The sequence below is a fragment of the Pseudonocardia sp. genome (assembly GCF_035305885.1).
Classification (GTDB): Bacteria; Actinomycetota; Actinomycetes; order Mycobacteriales; family Pseudonocardiaceae; genus Pseudonocardia.
Genome location: NZ_DATGOP010000152.1, coordinates 202,644 through 219,714, shown reverse-complemented (window position 1 = coordinate 219,714; position 17,071 = coordinate 202,644). Strand labels below are relative to the sequence as shown.

Annotated in this window: 14 protein-coding genes; 1 reads left to right on the top strand and 13 read right to left on the bottom strand. The window is 75.5% G+C overall.

The window, feature by feature from the left end:
- The 5 genes from VKZ81_RS34720 to metK all read right to left on the bottom strand — a co-directional run.
- Nucleotides 1-1,323, bottom strand: a 1,323-nt coding sequence (locus VKZ81_RS34720) for an RsmB/NOP family class I SAM-dependent RNA methyltransferase (RefSeq protein ID WP_324246007.1), incomplete at its 3' end; no start/stop codon positions are given.
- Nucleotides 1,320-2,249, bottom strand: coding sequence for a methionyl-tRNA formyltransferase (gene fmt, locus VKZ81_RS34715; RefSeq protein WP_324246006.1), 930 nt, complete (start codon nt 2,247-2,249; stop codon nt 1,320-1,322). The genes fmt and VKZ81_RS34720, both read right to left, overlap by 4 nt.
- The gene (gene def / locus VKZ81_RS34710; protein WP_324246005.1) at nt 2,249-2,797 is read right to left on the bottom strand and encodes a peptide deformylase; all 549 of its coding nucleotides are present in this window, start codon (nt 2,795-2,797) and stop codon (nt 2,249-2,251) included. The genes fmt and def overlap by 1 nt, the downstream gene beginning before the upstream one ends.
- Nucleotides 2,798-2,897: 100 nt before the next feature.
- A complete protein-coding gene (locus tag VKZ81_RS34705) occupies nt 2,898-4,949 on the bottom strand; it encodes a primosomal protein N' (protein ID WP_324246004.1) in 2,052 nt (683 codons plus the stop codon).
- Nucleotides 4,950-4,999: 50 nt separating this feature from the next.
- Nucleotides 5,000-6,202 carry a methionine adenosyltransferase gene (gene metK, locus VKZ81_RS34700; protein ID WP_324246003.1) on the bottom strand — a complete coding sequence of 401 codons (1,203 nt, stop codon included), beginning with the start codon at nt 6,200-6,202 and terminating at the stop codon, nt 5,000-5,002.
- Nucleotides 6,203-6,461: 259 nt separating this feature from the next.
- Between metK and VKZ81_RS34695 the strand changes: the two genes are divergently transcribed.
- Nucleotides 6,462-7,139 (top strand): SH3 domain-containing protein, encoded by a 678-nt coding sequence (locus tag VKZ81_RS34695; protein ID WP_324246002.1) that lies wholly within the window; start codon nt 6,462-6,464, stop codon nt 7,137-7,139.
- Nucleotides 7,140-7,250: 111 nt separating this feature from the next.
- On the opposite strand, the gene coaBC is transcribed toward VKZ81_RS34695, so the two are convergent.
- From coaBC to VKZ81_RS34655, 8 genes are all read right to left on the bottom strand, one after another.
- On the bottom strand, nt 7,251-8,465 hold the full coding sequence (coaBC, locus tag VKZ81_RS34690) for a bifunctional phosphopantothenoylcysteine decarboxylase/phosphopantothenate--cysteine ligase CoaBC (protein ID WP_324246001.1): 1,215 nt from the start codon (nt 8,463-8,465) through the stop codon (nt 7,251-7,253).
- Nucleotides 8,465-8,737, bottom strand: a complete 273-nt coding sequence (gene rpoZ / locus VKZ81_RS34685) for a DNA-directed RNA polymerase subunit omega (RefSeq protein WP_324246000.1) — start codon at nt 8,735-8,737, stop codon at nt 8,465-8,467. Before rpoZ ends, coaBC begins: the two co-directional genes overlap by 1 nt.
- 2 nt (nt 8,738-8,739) lie before the next feature.
- A complete protein-coding gene (gmk, locus tag VKZ81_RS34680) occupies nt 8,740-9,324 on the bottom strand; it encodes a guanylate kinase (RefSeq protein ID WP_414709550.1) in 585 nt (194 codons plus the stop codon).
- A 67-nt stretch (nt 9,325-9,391) separates the two neighbouring features.
- Complete coding sequence (gene mihF, locus VKZ81_RS34675) at nt 9,392-9,706, bottom strand: integration host factor, actinobacterial type (protein ID WP_324245999.1); 315 nt, start codon at nt 9,704-9,706, stop codon at nt 9,392-9,394.
- Between the two features lie 783 nt (nt 9,707-10,489).
- Entirely contained in the window at nt 10,490-11,314 is an 825-nt protein-coding gene (gene pyrF / locus VKZ81_RS34670) for an orotidine-5'-phosphate decarboxylase (RefSeq protein WP_324245998.1), read from the bottom strand.
- Nucleotides 11,311-14,598, bottom strand: a complete 3,288-nt coding sequence (gene carB / locus VKZ81_RS34665) for a carbamoyl-phosphate synthase large subunit (protein ID WP_324245997.1) — start codon at nt 14,596-14,598, stop codon at nt 11,311-11,313. Before carB ends, pyrF begins: the two co-directional genes overlap by 4 nt.
- Nucleotides 14,598-15,710: a glutamine-hydrolyzing carbamoyl-phosphate synthase small subunit gene (gene carA / locus VKZ81_RS34660; protein ID WP_324245996.1), complete on the bottom strand. Its 1,113-nt coding sequence runs from the start codon at nt 15,708-15,710 to the stop codon at nt 14,598-14,600. Before carA ends, carB begins: the two co-directional genes overlap by 1 nt.
- Nucleotides 15,707-16,999, bottom strand: a complete 1,293-nt coding sequence (locus VKZ81_RS34655; RefSeq protein WP_324245995.1) for a dihydroorotase — start codon at nt 16,997-16,999, stop codon at nt 15,707-15,709. Before VKZ81_RS34655 ends, carA begins: the two co-directional genes overlap by 4 nt.
- Nucleotides 17,000-17,071 lie beyond the last annotated feature (72 nt).

Here is a 17,071-nt window from a genome sequence, read left to right as displayed (position 1 = left end):
GGCGGCGAGCACGCCCACGGTCTCGGCCAGGTGCGGCGAGCAGGTCACGTACGCGACGCCCCCGCCGGGCCGCACGTGGCGCAGCGCGGCGGCGAGCAGCTCCCGCTGCAGCGCGGTCAGCCCGGCGACGTCGGACGGCCGGCGCCGCCACCGGGCCTCCGGCCGGCGCCGCAGCGCCCCGAGGCCGGTGCACGGCGCGTCGACGAGCACGCGGTCGTAGGCCGCCTCCGGCAGCGGCGCCGCGCGCCCGTCGGCCTGGTGGACGGTCACGGGCAGCCCGTCGGTGGCCCGGCGGACCAGGCCCGCGCGGTGCTCGCTGGGCTCGACGGCGTCCAGCGTGCCGCCCTCGAGGCCCACGAGCCCGCCGAGCAGGGCCGCCTTGCCGCCGGGGCCCGCGCACAGGTCCAGCCAGCGGCCGCCGTCGGCGCCGTCCAGCGGGGCGCGGGTGAGGGCGAGCGCCACCAGCTGGCTGCCCTCGTCCTGCACGATCGCGAGCCCCTCGGCCACGGCGTCGATCTCGCCGACGTCGCCGCCGCCGGACGGCAGGTGCACGCCGTAGGGCGAATACGGCGCCTCCTCGCCGCCGGTGACGAGCGCGAGCTCGGTGGCGGTGATCTCGCCGGGGCGCGCGAGCAGGTGCACGGCGGGGCGGGCGTCGTCGGCGGCGAGGGCGGCGTCCAGCTCGGCGGCCGGGTCGGGCGAGCGGCCGAGCGCGTCGGCGAAGGCCTGGGCGATCCAGCGCGGGTGGGAGTGGGCGAACGCGGCGCGGCCCACCGGGTCCTCGTCGGCGGGCGGGGCGAGCGCCTCCACCCAGGCCCGCTCGTCGCGCTCGCCGACCCGGCGCAGCACGGCGTTGACGAACCCGCCCACCCGGCTGCCCGACTCGGCGCGCACCAGCTCGACGGTGGTGGCGACCGCGGCGTGCGGCGGGATCCGGGTGCGCAGCAGCTGGTAGGCGCCCAGCCGCAGCGCGTCGAGCACGCCCGGCTCCACCTTCGACAGCGGGCGGTCGGTGCACTCGTCGATCACGGCGTCGAGCAGGCCCTGGGCGCGCAGCGTGCCGTAGCCCAGCTCGGTGGCGAGCGCGGCGTCGCGGCCCTGCAGCCGGTAGCGGCGCAGGATCGCGGGGAGCGCGAGGTTGGCGTAGGCGTTGCGGGTGCGCACCGCGGTGAGCAGCTCGAGCGCGGCCAGCCGCGGCGGGTCCGGTTCGGGCGGGCGGGGCGGGCCCTGGCGGCCGCGCGGCGGCCCCGACCGGCGGGCACCGGCGCCGCGGTCGCGCCGCGGGCGGCGCGGCCCCTCCCGGCGCGGGCCCGTGCCCGTCATGTCAGCCGCTCCCCCGGCTCGATCCGCACGCCGCGGGCCCAGTCGGGCGCGGGCATGGCCCGCTTGCCCACCGGCCGCACCTCACCCAGCTGCAGGGGCGTGCCGCCGGTGCCGACGAGCACGCGCCGCTTCTCCGCCCGCAGCTCCCCCGGCGCGAGCCCGGGGGCGTCGTCGGGCCGGGTGACCGGGCCGATGCCGAGCCGCTCGCCGCGGAACGTCGTCCACGCGCCGGGCTCGGGCGTGACCGACCGGATCAGGCGGTCGATGGCGACCGGCGGGGCGGTCCAGTCGACGCGGGCGTCGGCGACGGTGACCTTCGGGGCGTGCGAGACGCCCTCGGCCGGCTGCGGCCGGGCCTCGAGGGTGCCGTCCTCGATCCCGTCGAGCGTGGCGACCATCAGCCGCGCGCCCGACTCCGCGAGCCTGCCGAGCAGGTCGCCCGCCGTGTCGGTGGGGCGCACCCGTTCGGTGACGACGCCGTAGACGGGCCCCGTGTCGAGCCCCTCCTCGAGCCGGAACGTGGTGGCGCCGGTGATCTCGTCGCCGTGGCGCAGCGCCGCCTGCACCGGCGCGGCCCCGCGCCAGGCGGGCAGCAGCGAGAAGTGCAGGTTCACCCAGCCGTACCTGGGGATGTCGAGCGCCTTGCGGGGCACGAGGGCGCCGTAGGCGACCACCGGGCAGCAGTCCGGGGCCAGCTCGGCGAGGCGCGTGAGGAAGTCCGGGTCCGACGGCCGGGCGGGGGTGAGCACCGGGATGCCCGCCTCGTCGGCGACCCGTCCGACCGGGGAGCGCACGAGCTTGCGGCCGCGGCCCGCCGGCGCGTCGGGGCGGGTCACCACGGCGACGACCTCGTGCCGCGGCGAGTCGAGCAGCGCCCGCAGGGTCACAACCGCGGCGTCGGGGGTGCCCGCGAAGACGAGCCGCACTACCTGACCTTCCCGAACAGCGGGTGCGGGCTCACCCGGATCTCGGGCACCTGGCCGTCGAACCAGTCCGCGGCGCGGATCTCGGCCATCGCCCGCCGCCGGGTCTCGGGGTCGAGGCGGTCGACGAACAGCACGCCGTCCAGGTGGTCGGTCTCGTGCTGGATGCACCGGGCCAGCAGCTCGGTGCCCTCGACGACGACCGGCTCGCCGTGCATGTTCCAGCCCCGCGCGACCACGTGCAGGTGGCGGCGGCAGTCCCAGCGCAGGCCGGGGATCGACAGGCACCCCTCCGGCCCGACCTGGTCCTCGTCGCCGATCGCGTCCCACGTGGGGTTGACCAGGTGGCCGGAGAAGCCGTCGCAGTTGTAGGTGAACACGCGCAGGCCCACCCCGAGCTGCGGGGCGGCGAGGCCGGCGCCTCCCTCGGCGTTCATCGTGTCGGTGAGGTCGGCCACGAGCTTGCGCAGCTCGGCGTCGAACGTGGTGACCTCCTCGGCGCGGGTGCGCAGCACCGGATCACCGAACAACCGGATGGGCAGGACGGACACGCATTTCCTCCAACGGGCGCCACGCGGACGATCAGGGGTGTCGGGAGCGGGGCGCGCGGCGGCGAGACCCCGATTCTGCCACGCGGCCCGCGGCCGGAACTCAGCCGATCTCCACGGGGTCGAGGCGGACGCGGACCGGGTCGGCGGCCTTGCGCGCGGTGCGCACCGCCTGCGCGGCGTGCAGCGCGGCGGCCAGCACCTTGCCCCGCTCGCGCGGCACCCGCACCAGCGCCCGTTCCCGCACCTCGCCGTCGGCCTCCCGGCCGGGTTCGGGCCGCTCCGGCTCCAGCTCGACCGGCCCGAGCACCTCCGCCGACGGCAGCTCGCCGAGCACCGCGTCCACGACCTCGGCGACCGCGGCGGGCGGGCCGTCGACGGCGGCCATGCGCACCGCGGGCGGGAAGCCGACCTCGGCCCGCTGCGCCAGCTCGGCCGCGGCGTGCCCGGCCGGGTCCCAGCGCACCATGGCCTGCACGACGGGCAGCTCGGGGTCGGCCATCACGACCACCCGGCCCCCGTCGCCGTGCGGCACCACCAGCCCGGCCGCGGCGAGCCAGCGGCGCAGCGTCTCCTCGGCCACCCGCAGGTCGGGCCGCGACAGCAGCGCCCACCCGTCCAGCAGGAGGGCGGCGCCGTACCCCCCGGGCACCCGCGGCTCCGCCCCCGGGGTGGCGACCACCAGCTCCGGGCGCTGGTCCGCGGCCGCGAGCACCGGCGCCCCGCCCCCGGACGCGCGGACCGTCGTGCCGGGGAAGGCCCGCCCCAGCTCGTCGGCGGTGCGCCCGGCGCCCACCACCCCGGCCCGCAGCCGCCGCGACCCGCACCCGGGGCAGCGGAACCCCGGTTCCGGGCGCCCGCACCAGCGGCAGTGCGGCAGCTCGGCGCCGCCGGCGTCCCCGGCGGGCCTGCCGGTGAAACCGAGCGGGCCCGCGCACTGGCGGCACCGGGCCGTCTCCCGGCAGGAGCCGCACGCGAGCCACGGCAGGTACCCCGAGCGCGGCACCTGCACGAGCACCGGGCGCCCCGCCGCGAGGGCCGAACGGGCCACCTCGAACGCGAGGTGCGGCAGCCGGGCCGCCCGCGCGTGCGGATCGCGGACGAGGTGGGCGTCGGTCTCGCCGACCGCGGTGACCCGCGGCATCGCGGCCCGGACCGCCGTCCGGTCGGCCACCACCTCGCGGGCCCAGCCGGACTCGACGAGCAGCTGCGCCTCCGCGGTGCGGGCGAACCCGCCGACCAGCAGCGCGGCGCCGACCCCGTGGGCGCGCAGCACGAGCACGTCGCGCACGTGCGGGTACGGCGCGCGCGGCTCGGCGTGCAGGTCGTCGCCGTCGTCCCACACGGCCAGCAGGCCGAGCCGCTGCACCGGGGCGAACGCCGCCGACCGGGTGCCGACGACCACGTCGACCTGCCCCCGCCGGACGGCGAGCCAGCGCCGGTACCGCTCGGCGGGCCCCAGGTCCGCGGTCAGCGCGACCACGGCGCCCGCGCCGAGCAGCCGTGCGCACGCCGCGTGCAGGGCGTCCACGTCGCGCTGGTCCGGCACCACGATCACCGCCCCGCGGCCGGCGGTGACCGTCGCGGCGGCGGCCTCCGCGAGCCGCTGCGGCCAGTCCTCCCCCGGCAGGGCCTGCCAGACCGCGTGCGCCGCCCGACCGCCCGCGAGGGCGTCGAGCAACGCGGACCCGCGGCCGTAGCGGGACCACCCGTCCCGGGGCACCTCGGGGGGCGGCGCGGCCTCGCGCGGCGGCGGCGCCTCCGCCTCGACCCGGGCGTGCCGGGGCGGTACGGCGAGGCGCAGCACGTCGTAGAGCACGCCCGCGTACCGGTCGGCCACGGCCCGGCACAGGGCCGCGACCTCCGGCGTGAGCACCGGCTCGGCCGAGACCACCTTGTCCACCCACGCGAGGCGACCGGTGTGGCCGGACTCGGCGACCCGCTCGAGCAGGAACCCGTCGACGAGTCGCCCGGCGAACCGCACGCGCACCCGCACCCCCGGCTTCGCCTCGGCGTCGAGGTGCGTGGGCACGCGGTAGTCGAAGGGCCGGTCCAGGTGCGCGAGCGGCACGTCGACGGCCACCCGGGCGACCGGCAGCTCGGCCGCGGGCTGCCACTCACCGCGGTTGCGACCCCGTCGGGTCAGGGTGCTCACCACTCGGTGCTCACGCGGGCGCCCACCCGAGCCTGGAGGCGACGCCGGCGTCAGGCGCCCGCCGCGGCCTTCAGCGCGGCGGCGCGGTCGGTGCGCTCCCAGGGCAGGTCGATGTCGGTGCGCCCGAAGTGCCCGTACGCCGCGGTCTGGGCGTAGATCGGCCGCAGCAGGTCGAGGTCGCGGATGATCGCGGCCGGGCGCAGGTCGAACACCTCGGCGATCGCCGCCTGGATCTTGAGCGGGTCGACGCGCTCGGTGCCGAACGTCTCGACGAACAGGCCCACCGGGGCCGCCTTGCCGATCGCGTACGCCACCTGCACCTCGAGGCGTTCGGCGAGGCCCGCCGCGACCGCGTTCTTCGCGACCCAGCGCATGGCGTAGGCCGCCGAGCGGTCCACCTTCGACGGGTCCTTGCCGGAGAACGCACCGCCGCCGTGGCGGGCGAAGCCACCGTAGGTGTCGACGATGATCTTGCGACCGGTCAGACCCGCGTCGCCCATCGGGCCGCCCACGACGAACCGGCCCGTCGGGTTGACCAGCAGCCGGAAGTCGGAGACGTCGATGCCGAGGTCGGTGACCTCCGGGCCGACCACGTGCTCGCGGATGTCGGGCGTGAGCAGGCCGTCGATGTCGATGTCGGCGGCGTGCTGGGTGGACACGACCACCGTGTCCAGCCGGACCGCCTTGTCGCCGTCGTACTCGATCGTGACCTGCGTCTTGCCGTCCGGGCGCAGGTACGGCAGGAGGCCGGACTTGCGGGCCGCGGTGAGGCGGCGGGCCAGCCGGTGCGCGACCGCGATCGGCAGCGGCATCAGCTCCGGGGTGTCGGTGTTGGCGTAGCCGAACATCAGGCCCTGGTCGCCCGCGCCCTGGCGGGCGATCTCGTCCTCCGCCGCCTCGACCCGGGTCTCGTAGGCGGTGTCGACGCCCTGCGCGATGTCCGCGCTCTGGGCGCCGATCGCGACGTTGACGCCGCAGGAGGCGCCGTCGAAGCCCTTGGCCGACGAGTCGTAGCCGATCTCGAGGACCTTGTCCCGCACGAGCGTGGGGATGTCGGCGTAGGCGCTGGTGGTGACCTCGCCCGCCACGTGCACCTGCCCGGTGGTCACGAGCGTCTCCACCGCGACCCGGCTCCGCGGGTCCTGCGCCAGCAGCGCATCGAGGATGGTGTCGCTGATGGCGTCGCACATCTTGTCGGGGTGACCCTCGGTCACCGACTCGCTGGTGAACAGCCGCCGCCCTGGTGTCGCCACGCCCACTCCGTCCGCATCTCACTTCGGAATTCCACCCGGGTCCCACGCCACCCGGTGTTCGAACCGCGAGCGTAGTCGACGCGCCGACCGGGGCACGGGGCAGCGGGTAGGTCGCTCGACGAGCACGCAACGTCACGTCGTGCACGACACGCCCCGGACTCGTCAATCCATCCGGTGATGTTGCGCTGGGTAGCGAATCGGTAACGGAAACGCTCGTTGGTCCCCTGCGAAGGCCCACTTCTACGGAGGACACCTGATCATGAAGGCCCCCACGTCGTTGTTCGACCGACCCGGCCGCGCGACCGCTGCCGTGGGTGCGGTGGTCGCGGTCAGCGCGACCGCCGTCGTCGCCCTGCTCTCCGGGACCGCCACCGCGACGCCCGGTGCCGAGCAGCCGGGCCGCTGCACCAAGAACGTCAACGTGCGCGCGGAGCCCAGCACCTCCTCCCGGATCGTCGCCCTGTGCGAGGAGGGCACGGCGGTGAAGGTCGGTGAGTCCCGCGACGGGTTCCTGCGGCTGACCAACATGGGCGGCTGGGCCGCGCAGGAGTACATCTCCGTGAACGGGCGCGCGCCGGCCCCCGCCGCGCGCAACACCGACTCCGACGACGACAGCTCGAGCTCCGACCGCCGGTCCCGTCGCTCGACCGACGACTCCGACGACAGCAGCCGCTCCGAGCGCCAGGGCAGCCGCAGCAGCGACAGCAGCTCCGAGCGCAGCAGCTCCCGGGGCAGCGGGTCCGACAGCGGGTCCGACAGCAGCGGTTCGCAGAGCAGGGGCTCGCAGGACAGCAGCGCGAGCGACAGCAGCTCGGAGGAGAGCGAGGACGAGGACTCGACGGCGGCCGACTCGTCCGAGGAGGAGTCCGACGACTCCGAGGACACGAGCCGCGTGCACGCGCCCCGCTCGGGGGGTCTCGGCGGCCTGTTCCGCTGAGGCGGGGCCGGTGCTCCGCGGGGCGGGCTGCGCCGGGTGTCCCCGGACCCGCTCGCTGCGCCCGCCCCGCGGTCACCACCTCGCGTTCCGCGGCCGCCCGCGCCAGGCGCCTCAGGCCAGGCGGGCGGCCACCGCGTCCCACACCCGGGACGCCAGCAGGGCCTTGGAGCCCGGTTCGAGCTCCTGTTCGCTGCCGTCGGCGCCCAGCAGCCACCCCGCGTTGTCGGGCACCTCGAACGCCCGCCCGTCGCCGACGGCGTTGACCACCAGCAGGTCGCAGCCCTTGCGGGCGAGCTTCGCGCGGCCGTGGTGCAGCGGGTCGCCGGTCTCGTCCCCGGTCTCGGCGGCGAAACCGACCACCACCTGCCCCGGCTCCCGCGCGGCGACCAGCTCGACGAGGATGTCCGGGTTGAGCGCGAGCCGCAGCGGCGGCGGCTCCGACCCGTCCTTCTTGATCTTGTGCTCGGCCAGCGCCTCCGGCCGGAAGTCGGCCACGGCGGCGGCCATCACCACCGCGTCCGCGCCCTTGGCGGCGGCGTGCATCGCGTCGCGCAGCTCGAGCGCCGACCCGACCCGCACCACCTCGACCGCGGCCGGGTCGCCGAGGTCGGCCGTGTGCGCGGCCACGAGCGTGACCTGGGCGCCCCGCTGCGCCGCGACCCGCGCGAGCGCGTAGCCCTGGCGGCCCGACGAGCGGTTGCCGAGGTAGCGCACCGGGTCGAGGGCCTCGCGCGTGCCGCCCGCGGAGACGACGACGCGGCGGCCCTCCAGATCGCGGGGCAGCGCGTCGCCGCGTTCGAGCAGCAGCCGGGCCAGCTCGGCGATCTCGGCCGGCTCGGGCAGCCGACCCGGGCCGGTGTCGGCGCCGGTCAGCCGGCCGGAAGCGGGCTCCATGACGACCACGCCGCGGGAGCGCAGCAATTCCACGTTGGCGCGCGTGGCCGGGTGCTCCCACATCTCGGTGTGCATGGCCGGCGCGAACAGCACCGGGCACCGGGCGGTGAGCAGGGACGCGGTGAGCAGGTCGTCGGCGCGGCCGGCCGCGGCGCGCGCGATCAGGTCGGCGGTGGCCGGGGCGACGACGACGAGGTCGGCCTCCTTGCCGAGCCGCACGTGCGGCACTTCCGGGACGTCGGCGAAGACCCCGGTGTGCACCGGTTGCCCGGACAGGGCCTCGAACGTCGCGGCGCCGACGAACTCCAGCGCCGAGGCCGTCGGGAGCACCCGCACGGAGTGCCCGGTCTCGGTGAGCCGGCGCAGCAGCTCGGCGCTCTTGTAGGCGGCGATGCCCCCGGCGACACCCAACAGGACCCGGGGGCCGGGCACTACTCGCCCTCGGTGTGCTCGAGCAGCCCGGCCTGGATCTCGCGCATGGCGATCGACAGCGGCTTCTCGCGCGGACCCGGCTCGACGAGCGGGCCGACGTACTCCAGCAGGCCCTCGCCGAGCTGCGAGTAGTAGTCGTTGATCTGGCGGGCGCGCTTGGCGGCGTAGATCACCAGCGCGTACTTCGAGCTGACCTTGTCGAGCAGGTCGTCGATGGGCGGGTTGGTGATGCCCTCGGGGGTGGAACCGGCGACTGAACCGGTCATCGGCATGCTCACGAAGAAGACTCCTGGGGGAACGGCCGTACCGCGGGATCACCCGCGCCGACCAGCAATTCTACCAACCGGGACACGACGTCCTGCAGGTCGGCGTTGACGATGACCACGTCGAACTCGTCGCTGGCCGCGAGCTCCTCGCGGGCGGTCTGCAGGCGACGGCGGAACTGGGCTTCGGACTCGGTGCCCCGCTCGCGCAGCCGCCGCTCCAGCTCGGCGAGCGACGGCGGCGCGAGGAACACGGTGACCGCCTCGGGCAGGACGGCCTTGATGGTGCGGGCACCGGCGAGGTCGACCTCGACGAGCACCGGACGCCCCTCGACGAGGGCCCGCTCCACCGGCTCGCGCGGCGTGCCGGACCGTTGCAGGCCACCGTGGATCTCCGCCCACTCCAGCAGCTCGCCGCGGGCGATGAGCTCGTCGAAACGGGCGGGGTCGACGAAGTGGTAGTGCACCCCGTCGACCTCGCCCGGGCGGGGTGCGCGCGTCGTGACCGACACGCTGAAGTACATCTCCGGCAGCCGGCTGCGCAGCGCGTTGACCACGCTGGACTTGCCGACGCCGGAGGGGCCGGCCAGTACCACCAGCCGACCCCTCCGTACGCCTTCCGACACGCTGCTCAGTCTTCCAGAGCCCGAACCAGCGCGTTCGTCAGGACTCGAAGTCGGCAAGCAGCGCCTTGCGCTGCCGCTCGCCCAGCCCGCGCAGCCGGCGCGACGGCGCGATCTCCAGGCGCTCCATGATCTGAGCCGCCCGGACCTTGCCGACGCCCGGCATGGCCTCGAGCAGGGCCGAGACCTTCATCTTGCCCAGCACCTCGTCGGACTCCGACTGCTTCAGGACTTCCCCGATGGTCGTCCCTCCGCGCTTCAGCCGGTCCTTCAGCTCGGCCCGAGCCCGGCGCGCCGCAGCCGCCTTCTCCAGGGCGGCAGCACGCTGTTCCTCGGTCAGCTGGGGAAGGGCCACGGTCTCCTCCGTCTTTCTCCGTGCGGCCTGCAATCCAGGCGCATCCTCACCACCGTCGCGGGCCCCGGCCCGCGGCTCCCACCGAACGTACTCACGCCCGGCCGGGAAGGGGAAACGGGGGTCCACCTGCCGGTTCTCCCTCGGGGCCCACCCGTACGGGTGATACCACGGGAATGCGCCCGATCGTGGATTCAACCCGCCCACTCGGCGCACCGGAACGACCGTCGCCCCGCTCGCCACCGTACCCGCGCCCCTGCGGACCACCCGATCGTCGGATTCGCCCGAACCGCGGGCCCGTGGGCGGCCGCGCCGATCAGTCGTGCGGGCGCGCCGAGCTGCGCCGACCCGCTGTCGGCGGGTGCTCCGGCGCGACGAATGATCAGTTCGGTGATCCGCGGCACGGTGCCGGGGCCGGGGCGCGCCGGGCGCACGGTCGGCGCTCGTGGGCGCACGACGATCGGGCGCCTGCCCGAACCGGCCGTCGAGCACGGGCCAGGCGGCGGTCGCGGGCCGCACGAGCGGATCCCGCGCAACCGCGACGGCCTTGCGTCGGACGGCCGGCCGCCCGGGTGCATCCCCCGCGCGGCCTCCTGGTGGCGCCGCGCGGTGTGCCGGGTCGCTCCTCGCAGGTCGAGGGCGCTTGGCGTCGCTACGCGATCGCGTCGCGACCCTCGACCTGCGAGCCTCTGCGGCCCCCAACGGCAGGCTTCGCGGGCAGCCCGAGGGCCTGCCCAGCGGGGCGCGCGGCGCCGCCGGGAGGCGGTCTCACCGCGTGCGGGCGGGCTACTCCAGGGCCGCCAGCTCGTCGCGCAGCGACTCCGCCGCCGCCCGCAGGGCGGCGACGTCCGGGCCGGCCTTCAGCACGGAGCGGGCGGCCGCGGGCAGGACGATGCCCCGCAGGCCCGCGAAGATCCCGGGGATGTCCGCGGGGGCCGCGCCCTGGGCACCGAGGCCCGGCGCGAGCACCGGGCCGTTCACGGCGGACAGGTCGAGCCCGTGCTCGCGGGTGGCGCCGACGACCACCCCGACGTCGCCGAGCGGTTCGGCGCCGGCGTTGCGGGCCGCGGCGGCGTCCACCACGGCCTGGGCCGTGCAGCGCCCGCCGAACTCCGCCAGCTGCACCTCGGCGCCCTCCGGGTTGGAGGTGCGGGCGAGCACGAACGCCCCGCGCCCGGCGTCGGCGGCGGTGTCGAGCGCGGCCGTGAGCGACCCGAACCCGAGGTACGGCGAGAGCGTCACCGCGTCGGCGCCCAGCGGCGCCCCCACCCCGAGGTAGGCGTCGGCGTAGCCGTCCATGGTCGAGCCGATGTCGCCGCGCTTGACGTCGAGGATCGTGAGCGTCGGGGTGCCGGCGAACGCCGACAGCAGCTCCTCGAGCACCGCGATGCCGCGCGAGCCGTGCCGCTCGAAGAACGCCGACTGCGGCTTCACCACGGCCACCGTCCCGGCGAACGCCTCGGCGCAGGCCTGCGCGAACCGGGCGAGCCCGTCGCCGTCGTCGGTCAGCCCCCACGCGGCGAGCAGGCCCGGGTGCGGGTCGATGCCGGCGCAGAGCGGCCCGAGGTCGGCCACCGCGCGCACGAGGCGCTGCCCGAACGCCGCCGTCACGAGCGGGCCTTCTGCAGGCTCGCGTGGGCGTCCTGCAGCGAGCGGACGCCGATGCGGCCCGCCTTCATCGCCTCGATGCCCTGCACCGCCGCCCCGGCGCCCTGCACCGTGGTGATGCACGGGATCCCGCGGGCCACCGCCGCGGAGCGGATCTCGTAGCCGTCCACGCGGGGCCCGGCGTTGCCGTACGGGGTGTTGATGATCAGGTCGACGTCCCCGGCCAGGATCCGGTCGACGATCGTCTCGCCGCCCTCGTAGTGCTTGCGCACCACCGTGGCGGAGACGCCGTGGCGGCGCAGCACGTCGGCCGTGCCCGCGGTGGCGAGCACCTCGAAGCCGAGGTCGGCGAGCCGCAGCACCGGGAACACCATCGCGCGCTTGTCCCGGTCGGCGATCGACACGAACACCTTCCCGGACGTGGGCAGCGACCCGTACGCCCCGGCCTGCGACTTCGCGAACGCCGCGCCGAACGAGCCGTCGAAGCCCATGACCTCGCCGGTGGACTTCATCTCCGGCCCGAGCAGCGGGTCGACACCGTGGCCGTCGACGGTGCGGAACCGGTGGAACGGCAGCACCGCCTCCTTGACCGCGATCGGCGCGTCCGGCGGCAGCTCCCCGCCGTCGCCGGTGGCCGGGAGCATGCCCTCGGCGCGCAGCTCGGCGATCGTGGCGCCCATCATGATCCGCGCCGCCGCCTTGGCCAGCGGCACCGCGGTGGCCTTGGAGACGAACGGGACCGTGCGGGAGGCCCGCGGGTTGGCCTCCAGGACGTAGAGCGTCTCCCCGTGCAGGGCGTACTGCACGTTGAGCAGCCCGCGGACGCCGACGCCGTGGGCGATCGCCTCGGTGGAGCGGCGCACCCGCTCCAGCACGGAGCGGCCCAGGGTGATCGGCGGCAGGGCGCACGAGGAGTCGCCGGAGTGCACCCCGGCCTCCTCGATGTGCTCCATGACGCCGCCGATGAACACCTCGTGGCCGTCGCACAGCGCGTCGACGTCGATCTCGATGGCGTCGTCGAGGAACCGGTCGACGAGCACCGGCCGCTCCTCGCTGATCGCGGTGGCGCGCGAGATGTAGCCGGCGAGGGTCTCGTCGTCGTAGACGATCTCCATGCCCCGCCCGCCGAGCACGTACGACGGGCGCACCAGCACCGGGTAGCCGATGCGCGCCGCGATCGCGCGCGCCTCGTCGAACGACGTGGCCATGCCGAACGCGGGCGCGGGCAGGCCCGCCTTGCGCAGCACCTCGCCGAAGGCGCCGCGGTCCTCGGCGAGGTCGATCGCCGCCGCGGACGTGCCGACCACGGGCACCCCGGCCGCGGTGAGCCGCTGCGCGAGCCCGAGCGGGGTCTGCCCGCCCAGCTGCACGATGACGCCCGCGACGGTGCCGGACCGCTGCTCGGCGTGCACCACCTCGAGGACGTCCTCGAAGGTCAGCGGCTCGAAGTAGAGCCGGTCGGCCGTGTCGTAGTCGGTGGAGACGGTCTCCGGGTTGCAGTTGACCATGACGGTCTCGAACCCGGCCTCGCGCAACGCCATGACCGCGTGCACGCAGGAGTAGTCGAACTCGATGCCCTGCCCGATGCGGTTCGGCCCGGAGCCGAGGATGATCACCTTCGGCTTCTCGGTCTGCGGCGCGATCTCCGACTCCGCGGCGGGGTCGGTCTCGTAGGCGCTGTAGTGGTACGGCGTCTTCGCGGCGAACTCGGCCGCGCAGGTGTCGACCGTCTTGTAGACCGGCCGGATGCCGAGCCGGTGCCGCAGGGCGCGCACCCCGTCCTCGCCGGCCAGCTCCGGGCGCAGCGCCGCGAGCTGCCGGTCCGACAGCCCCGCCCGCTTCGCCCGCCGCAGCAGGGGCGCGTCGAGCACCGGGGCGTCGACGATCTCCTGGCGCAGCTCGGTGAGCGCCGCCACCTGGTCGACGAACCACGGGTCGATGCCCGACTCCGCGGCGACCTCGGCGACGCTGCGGCCCATCCGCAGCGCCCGCTCGACGGCGTAGATCCGCCCGTCCCGGCTCGCGGCGACGTCCGGCTCGCCGTCGGGGTCGGGCGTGGTCCAGAACCCGACGCGCGAGGTCTCCAGCGACCGCAGCGCCTTGCCGAGCGCCTCGGGGAACGAGCGGCCGAGCGCCATCACCTCGCCGACGCTCTTCATCGTGGTGGTGAGCTCGGGGTCGGCGCCGGGGAACTTCTCGAACGCGAACCGGGGCACCTTCACCACGACGTAGTCGAGCGTCGGCTCGAACGCGGCCGGGGTCTCGCCGGTGATGTCGTTGCGGATCTCGTCGAGCGTGTAGCCGATCGCCAGCCGGGCGGCGATCTTCGCGATGGGGAACCCGGTGGCCTTCGACGCGAGCGCCGAGGACCGCGACACCCGCGGGTTCATCTCGATGACGACGAGCCGGCCGGTCCTCGGGTGCACCGCGAACTGGATGTTGCAGCCGCCGGTGTCCACCCCGACCGCGCGCAGCACGGCGATGCCGACGTCGCGCATGTGCTGGTACTCGCGGTCGGTGAGCGTCATCGCCGGGGCGACGGTGATCGAGTCGCCGGTGTGGACGCCCATCGGGTCGAGGTTCTCGATCGAGCAGACGACCACGACGTTGTCGTTGCGGTCGCGCATCAGCTCGAGCTCGTACTCCTTCCACCCGAGCACCGACTCCTCGATGAGGACCTCGGTGACCGGCGAGGCGGCGAGCCCGGTGCCGGCGAGCCGCTCCAGCTCCTCCGGGGTGTGCGCCATGCCGGAGCCGAGGCCGCCCATCGTGAACGAGGGGCGGATGACGACCGGGAGGCCCAGCTCGGCGACGGCCGCCCGCACCTCCTCCATCGAGTGGCAGACCGCGCTGCGCGGCACGTCGCCGCCGACCGACTGCACGATCTCCTTGAACTTGAGCCGGTCCTCGCCGCGCTGGATGGCCTCGATGTCGGCGCCGATCAGCTCGACGCCGTAGCGCTCCAGCACCCCCTGCTCGTGCAGGGCGACCGCGGCGTTGAGCGCGGTCTGCCCGCCCAGGGTGGGCAGGATCGCGTCCGGCCGCTCCGCGGCGATCACCTGCTCCAGGAACTCGGGCGTGACCGGCTCGACGTAGGTGGCGTCGGCGAACTCGGGGTCGGTCATGATCGTGGCCGGGTTCGAGTTCACCAGCGAGACGCGGATGCCCTCGGACCGCAGCACGCGGCAGGCCTGCGTGCCGGAGTAGTCGAACTCGGCGGCCTGGCCGATGACGATCGGCCCGGAGCCGATCACCAGCACGTGCCGGATGTCGTCGCGCCTGGGCATCAGCTGTTGCTCCCGTCCATGAGCTCGACGAACCGGTCGAACAGGTCCTGCGCGTCGTGCGGGCCCGCGGCGGCCTCGGGGTGGTACTGCACGCTGAACGCGGGCACGTCCACCGCGCGCAGGCCCTCCACGCAGCCGTCGTTCGGGCAGGTGTGGGTGATCTCGGCGGGGCCGAACGGGGTGTCGAACCGCTCCCCCGCCTCGCCCTCGACGGCGAACCCGTGGTTCTGCGAGGTGATCGCCACCCGGCCGGTGGCGTGCTCGACCACCGGGATGTTGATGCCGCGGTGGCCGTAGCGCAGCTTGTAGGTGCCGCGGCCGAGCGCACGGGCGAGGATCTGGTTGCCGAAGCAGATCCCGAACGTCGGGATCCGCCGGGCGAGCACCTGCCTGGTCAGCTCCACCGGGACGTCGGCGGTGGCCGGGTCGCCGGGCCCGTTGGCGATGAAGAACCCGTCCGGGGCGAGGTCGTCGATCTGCTCGATCGGGGTGTGGGCGGGCAGCACGTGCACCTCGATGCCGCGGGCGGCCATCATCCGCGGGGTGTTGTACTTGATCCCCACGTCGAGCGCGGCCACCCGGAACCGGCGTTCCCCGACCGCGGGCACGACGTAGGGCTCGGGGGTGGTCACCGCGCCGTAGAGGTCGGCGCCCTCCATCGGCGGGCTCGCGAGCACCCGCTCGAGCAGCTCGGCGTCGGGGGCCAGTGCGTCGCCGGAGAACACGCCCGCCCGCATGGCGCCGCGCTCGCGCAGGTGGCGCACCACGGCGCGGGTGTCGATGCCGGAGATCGCGACGACGCCCTGTTCGCGCAGCGCGTCCTCGAGCGAGCGGCGCGAGCGCCAGTTCGAGGGCGTGCGGGCGGGGTCGCGCACCGCGTAGCCGGCCACCTGGATGCCGCGGGACTCGTCGTCCTCGTCGTTCCAGCCGGTGTTGCCGATCTGCGGCGCGGTCTGCACCACGATCTGGCGGTGGTAGCTGGGGTCGGTGAGGGTCTCCTGGTAGCCGGTCATGCCGGTGGTGAACACCGCCTCGCCGAGCCCCTGGCCGCGGGCGCCGTAGGCCTCGCCGCGGAAGATCCGTCCGTCCTCGAGGACGAGAACCGCCGTCACGCCCGCACCTCCTCGTTCCTCGCCGTGATCCGCCCGCGCAGGACGGTGGCCGTCACCGCGGCGGGCAGTCGCATCCCCTCGAAGGGGGTGTTGGTGGCCTTGCTCGCCATCGCCGCGCCGCGCACGGTCCACACCGCGTCCGGGTCGACGACGGCGAACGTGGCGGGCTCGCCGACCGCGATCGGCCGCCCCTGGTCGGCAAGGCCCGCGATCTGCGCCGGCCGCTCCGACATCACGCGGGCGACGCCGCGCCAGTCCAGCAGGCCGGGCTCGACCATGGTGTGCACCACGACGGAGAGCGCCGTCTCCAGCCCCAGCATCCCGGGCTTGGCCGCGGCCCACTCCGTGTCCTTGTACTGGGCGGCGTGCGGGGCGTGGTCGGTGGCGACCACGTCGATGACGCCCTCGGCCAGCGCCGCGCGCATCGCCTTGGTGTCCTCGCCGGTGCGCAGGGGCGGGTTGACCTTGTTGACCGGGTCGTAGCTCGCGATCGCCGCGTCGGTGAGCAGCAGGTGGTGCGGCGTGACCTCGGCCGACACCCGCACGCCCCGCGCCTTCGCCGCCCGCAGCACCTCGACGGTGCGCGCGGACGAGACGTGGCAGACGTGCAGCGCCGCCCCGGCGTCGCGGGCCAGCGCGCAGTCGCGGGCCACGATCGTCTCCTCGGCGGCGGCCGGCCACCCGGCGAGGCCCAGCCGGGACGCGACCACGCCCTCGTGGGCCTGGGCGCCGACGGTGAGCCGGTGGTCCTCGGCGTGCTGGGCGATCACGACGTCGAGGGCGGAGGCGTACTCCAGCGCGCGCCGCATGATCACCGGGTCGTGCACGCAGCGGCCGTCGTCGGAGAACATCCGCACCTGGGCGCGGGAGCGCGCCATCGTGCCGAGCTCGGCCATCTTGACGCCCTCGAGCCCGACCGTGACCGCACCGACGGGGTGCACGTCGACCAGGCCGACCTCCTCGCCGCGGCGGCGCACGTGCTCCACGACGACCGCGGTGTCGGCGACGGGGTCGGTGTTGGGCATCGCGAAGACGGCGGTGTAGCCGCCGCGCGCTGCGGCGCGGGAGCCGGTCTCGATGGTCTCGGACTCCTCGCCGCCGGGCTCGCGGAGGTGGGTGTGCAGGTCGACGAACCCCGGCAGCAGCACGCCGCCCGCCGCGTCGAGGACCTCGACGCCGTCGGGCCGCTCGAGGCCGGCGCCGATGTCGGTCACCACGCCGTCGCGGACGAGCAGGTCGACGGCGTCCTCCCCGTACGGCCGCGCGTTCGTGATCAGCAGGTCAGTCATGAGAGCCTCCGCCGAGGTTCAGGAATGTGGCTTTCCTGCCCTCCAGGTTCGTGAATGTGGCTTTCCTGAACT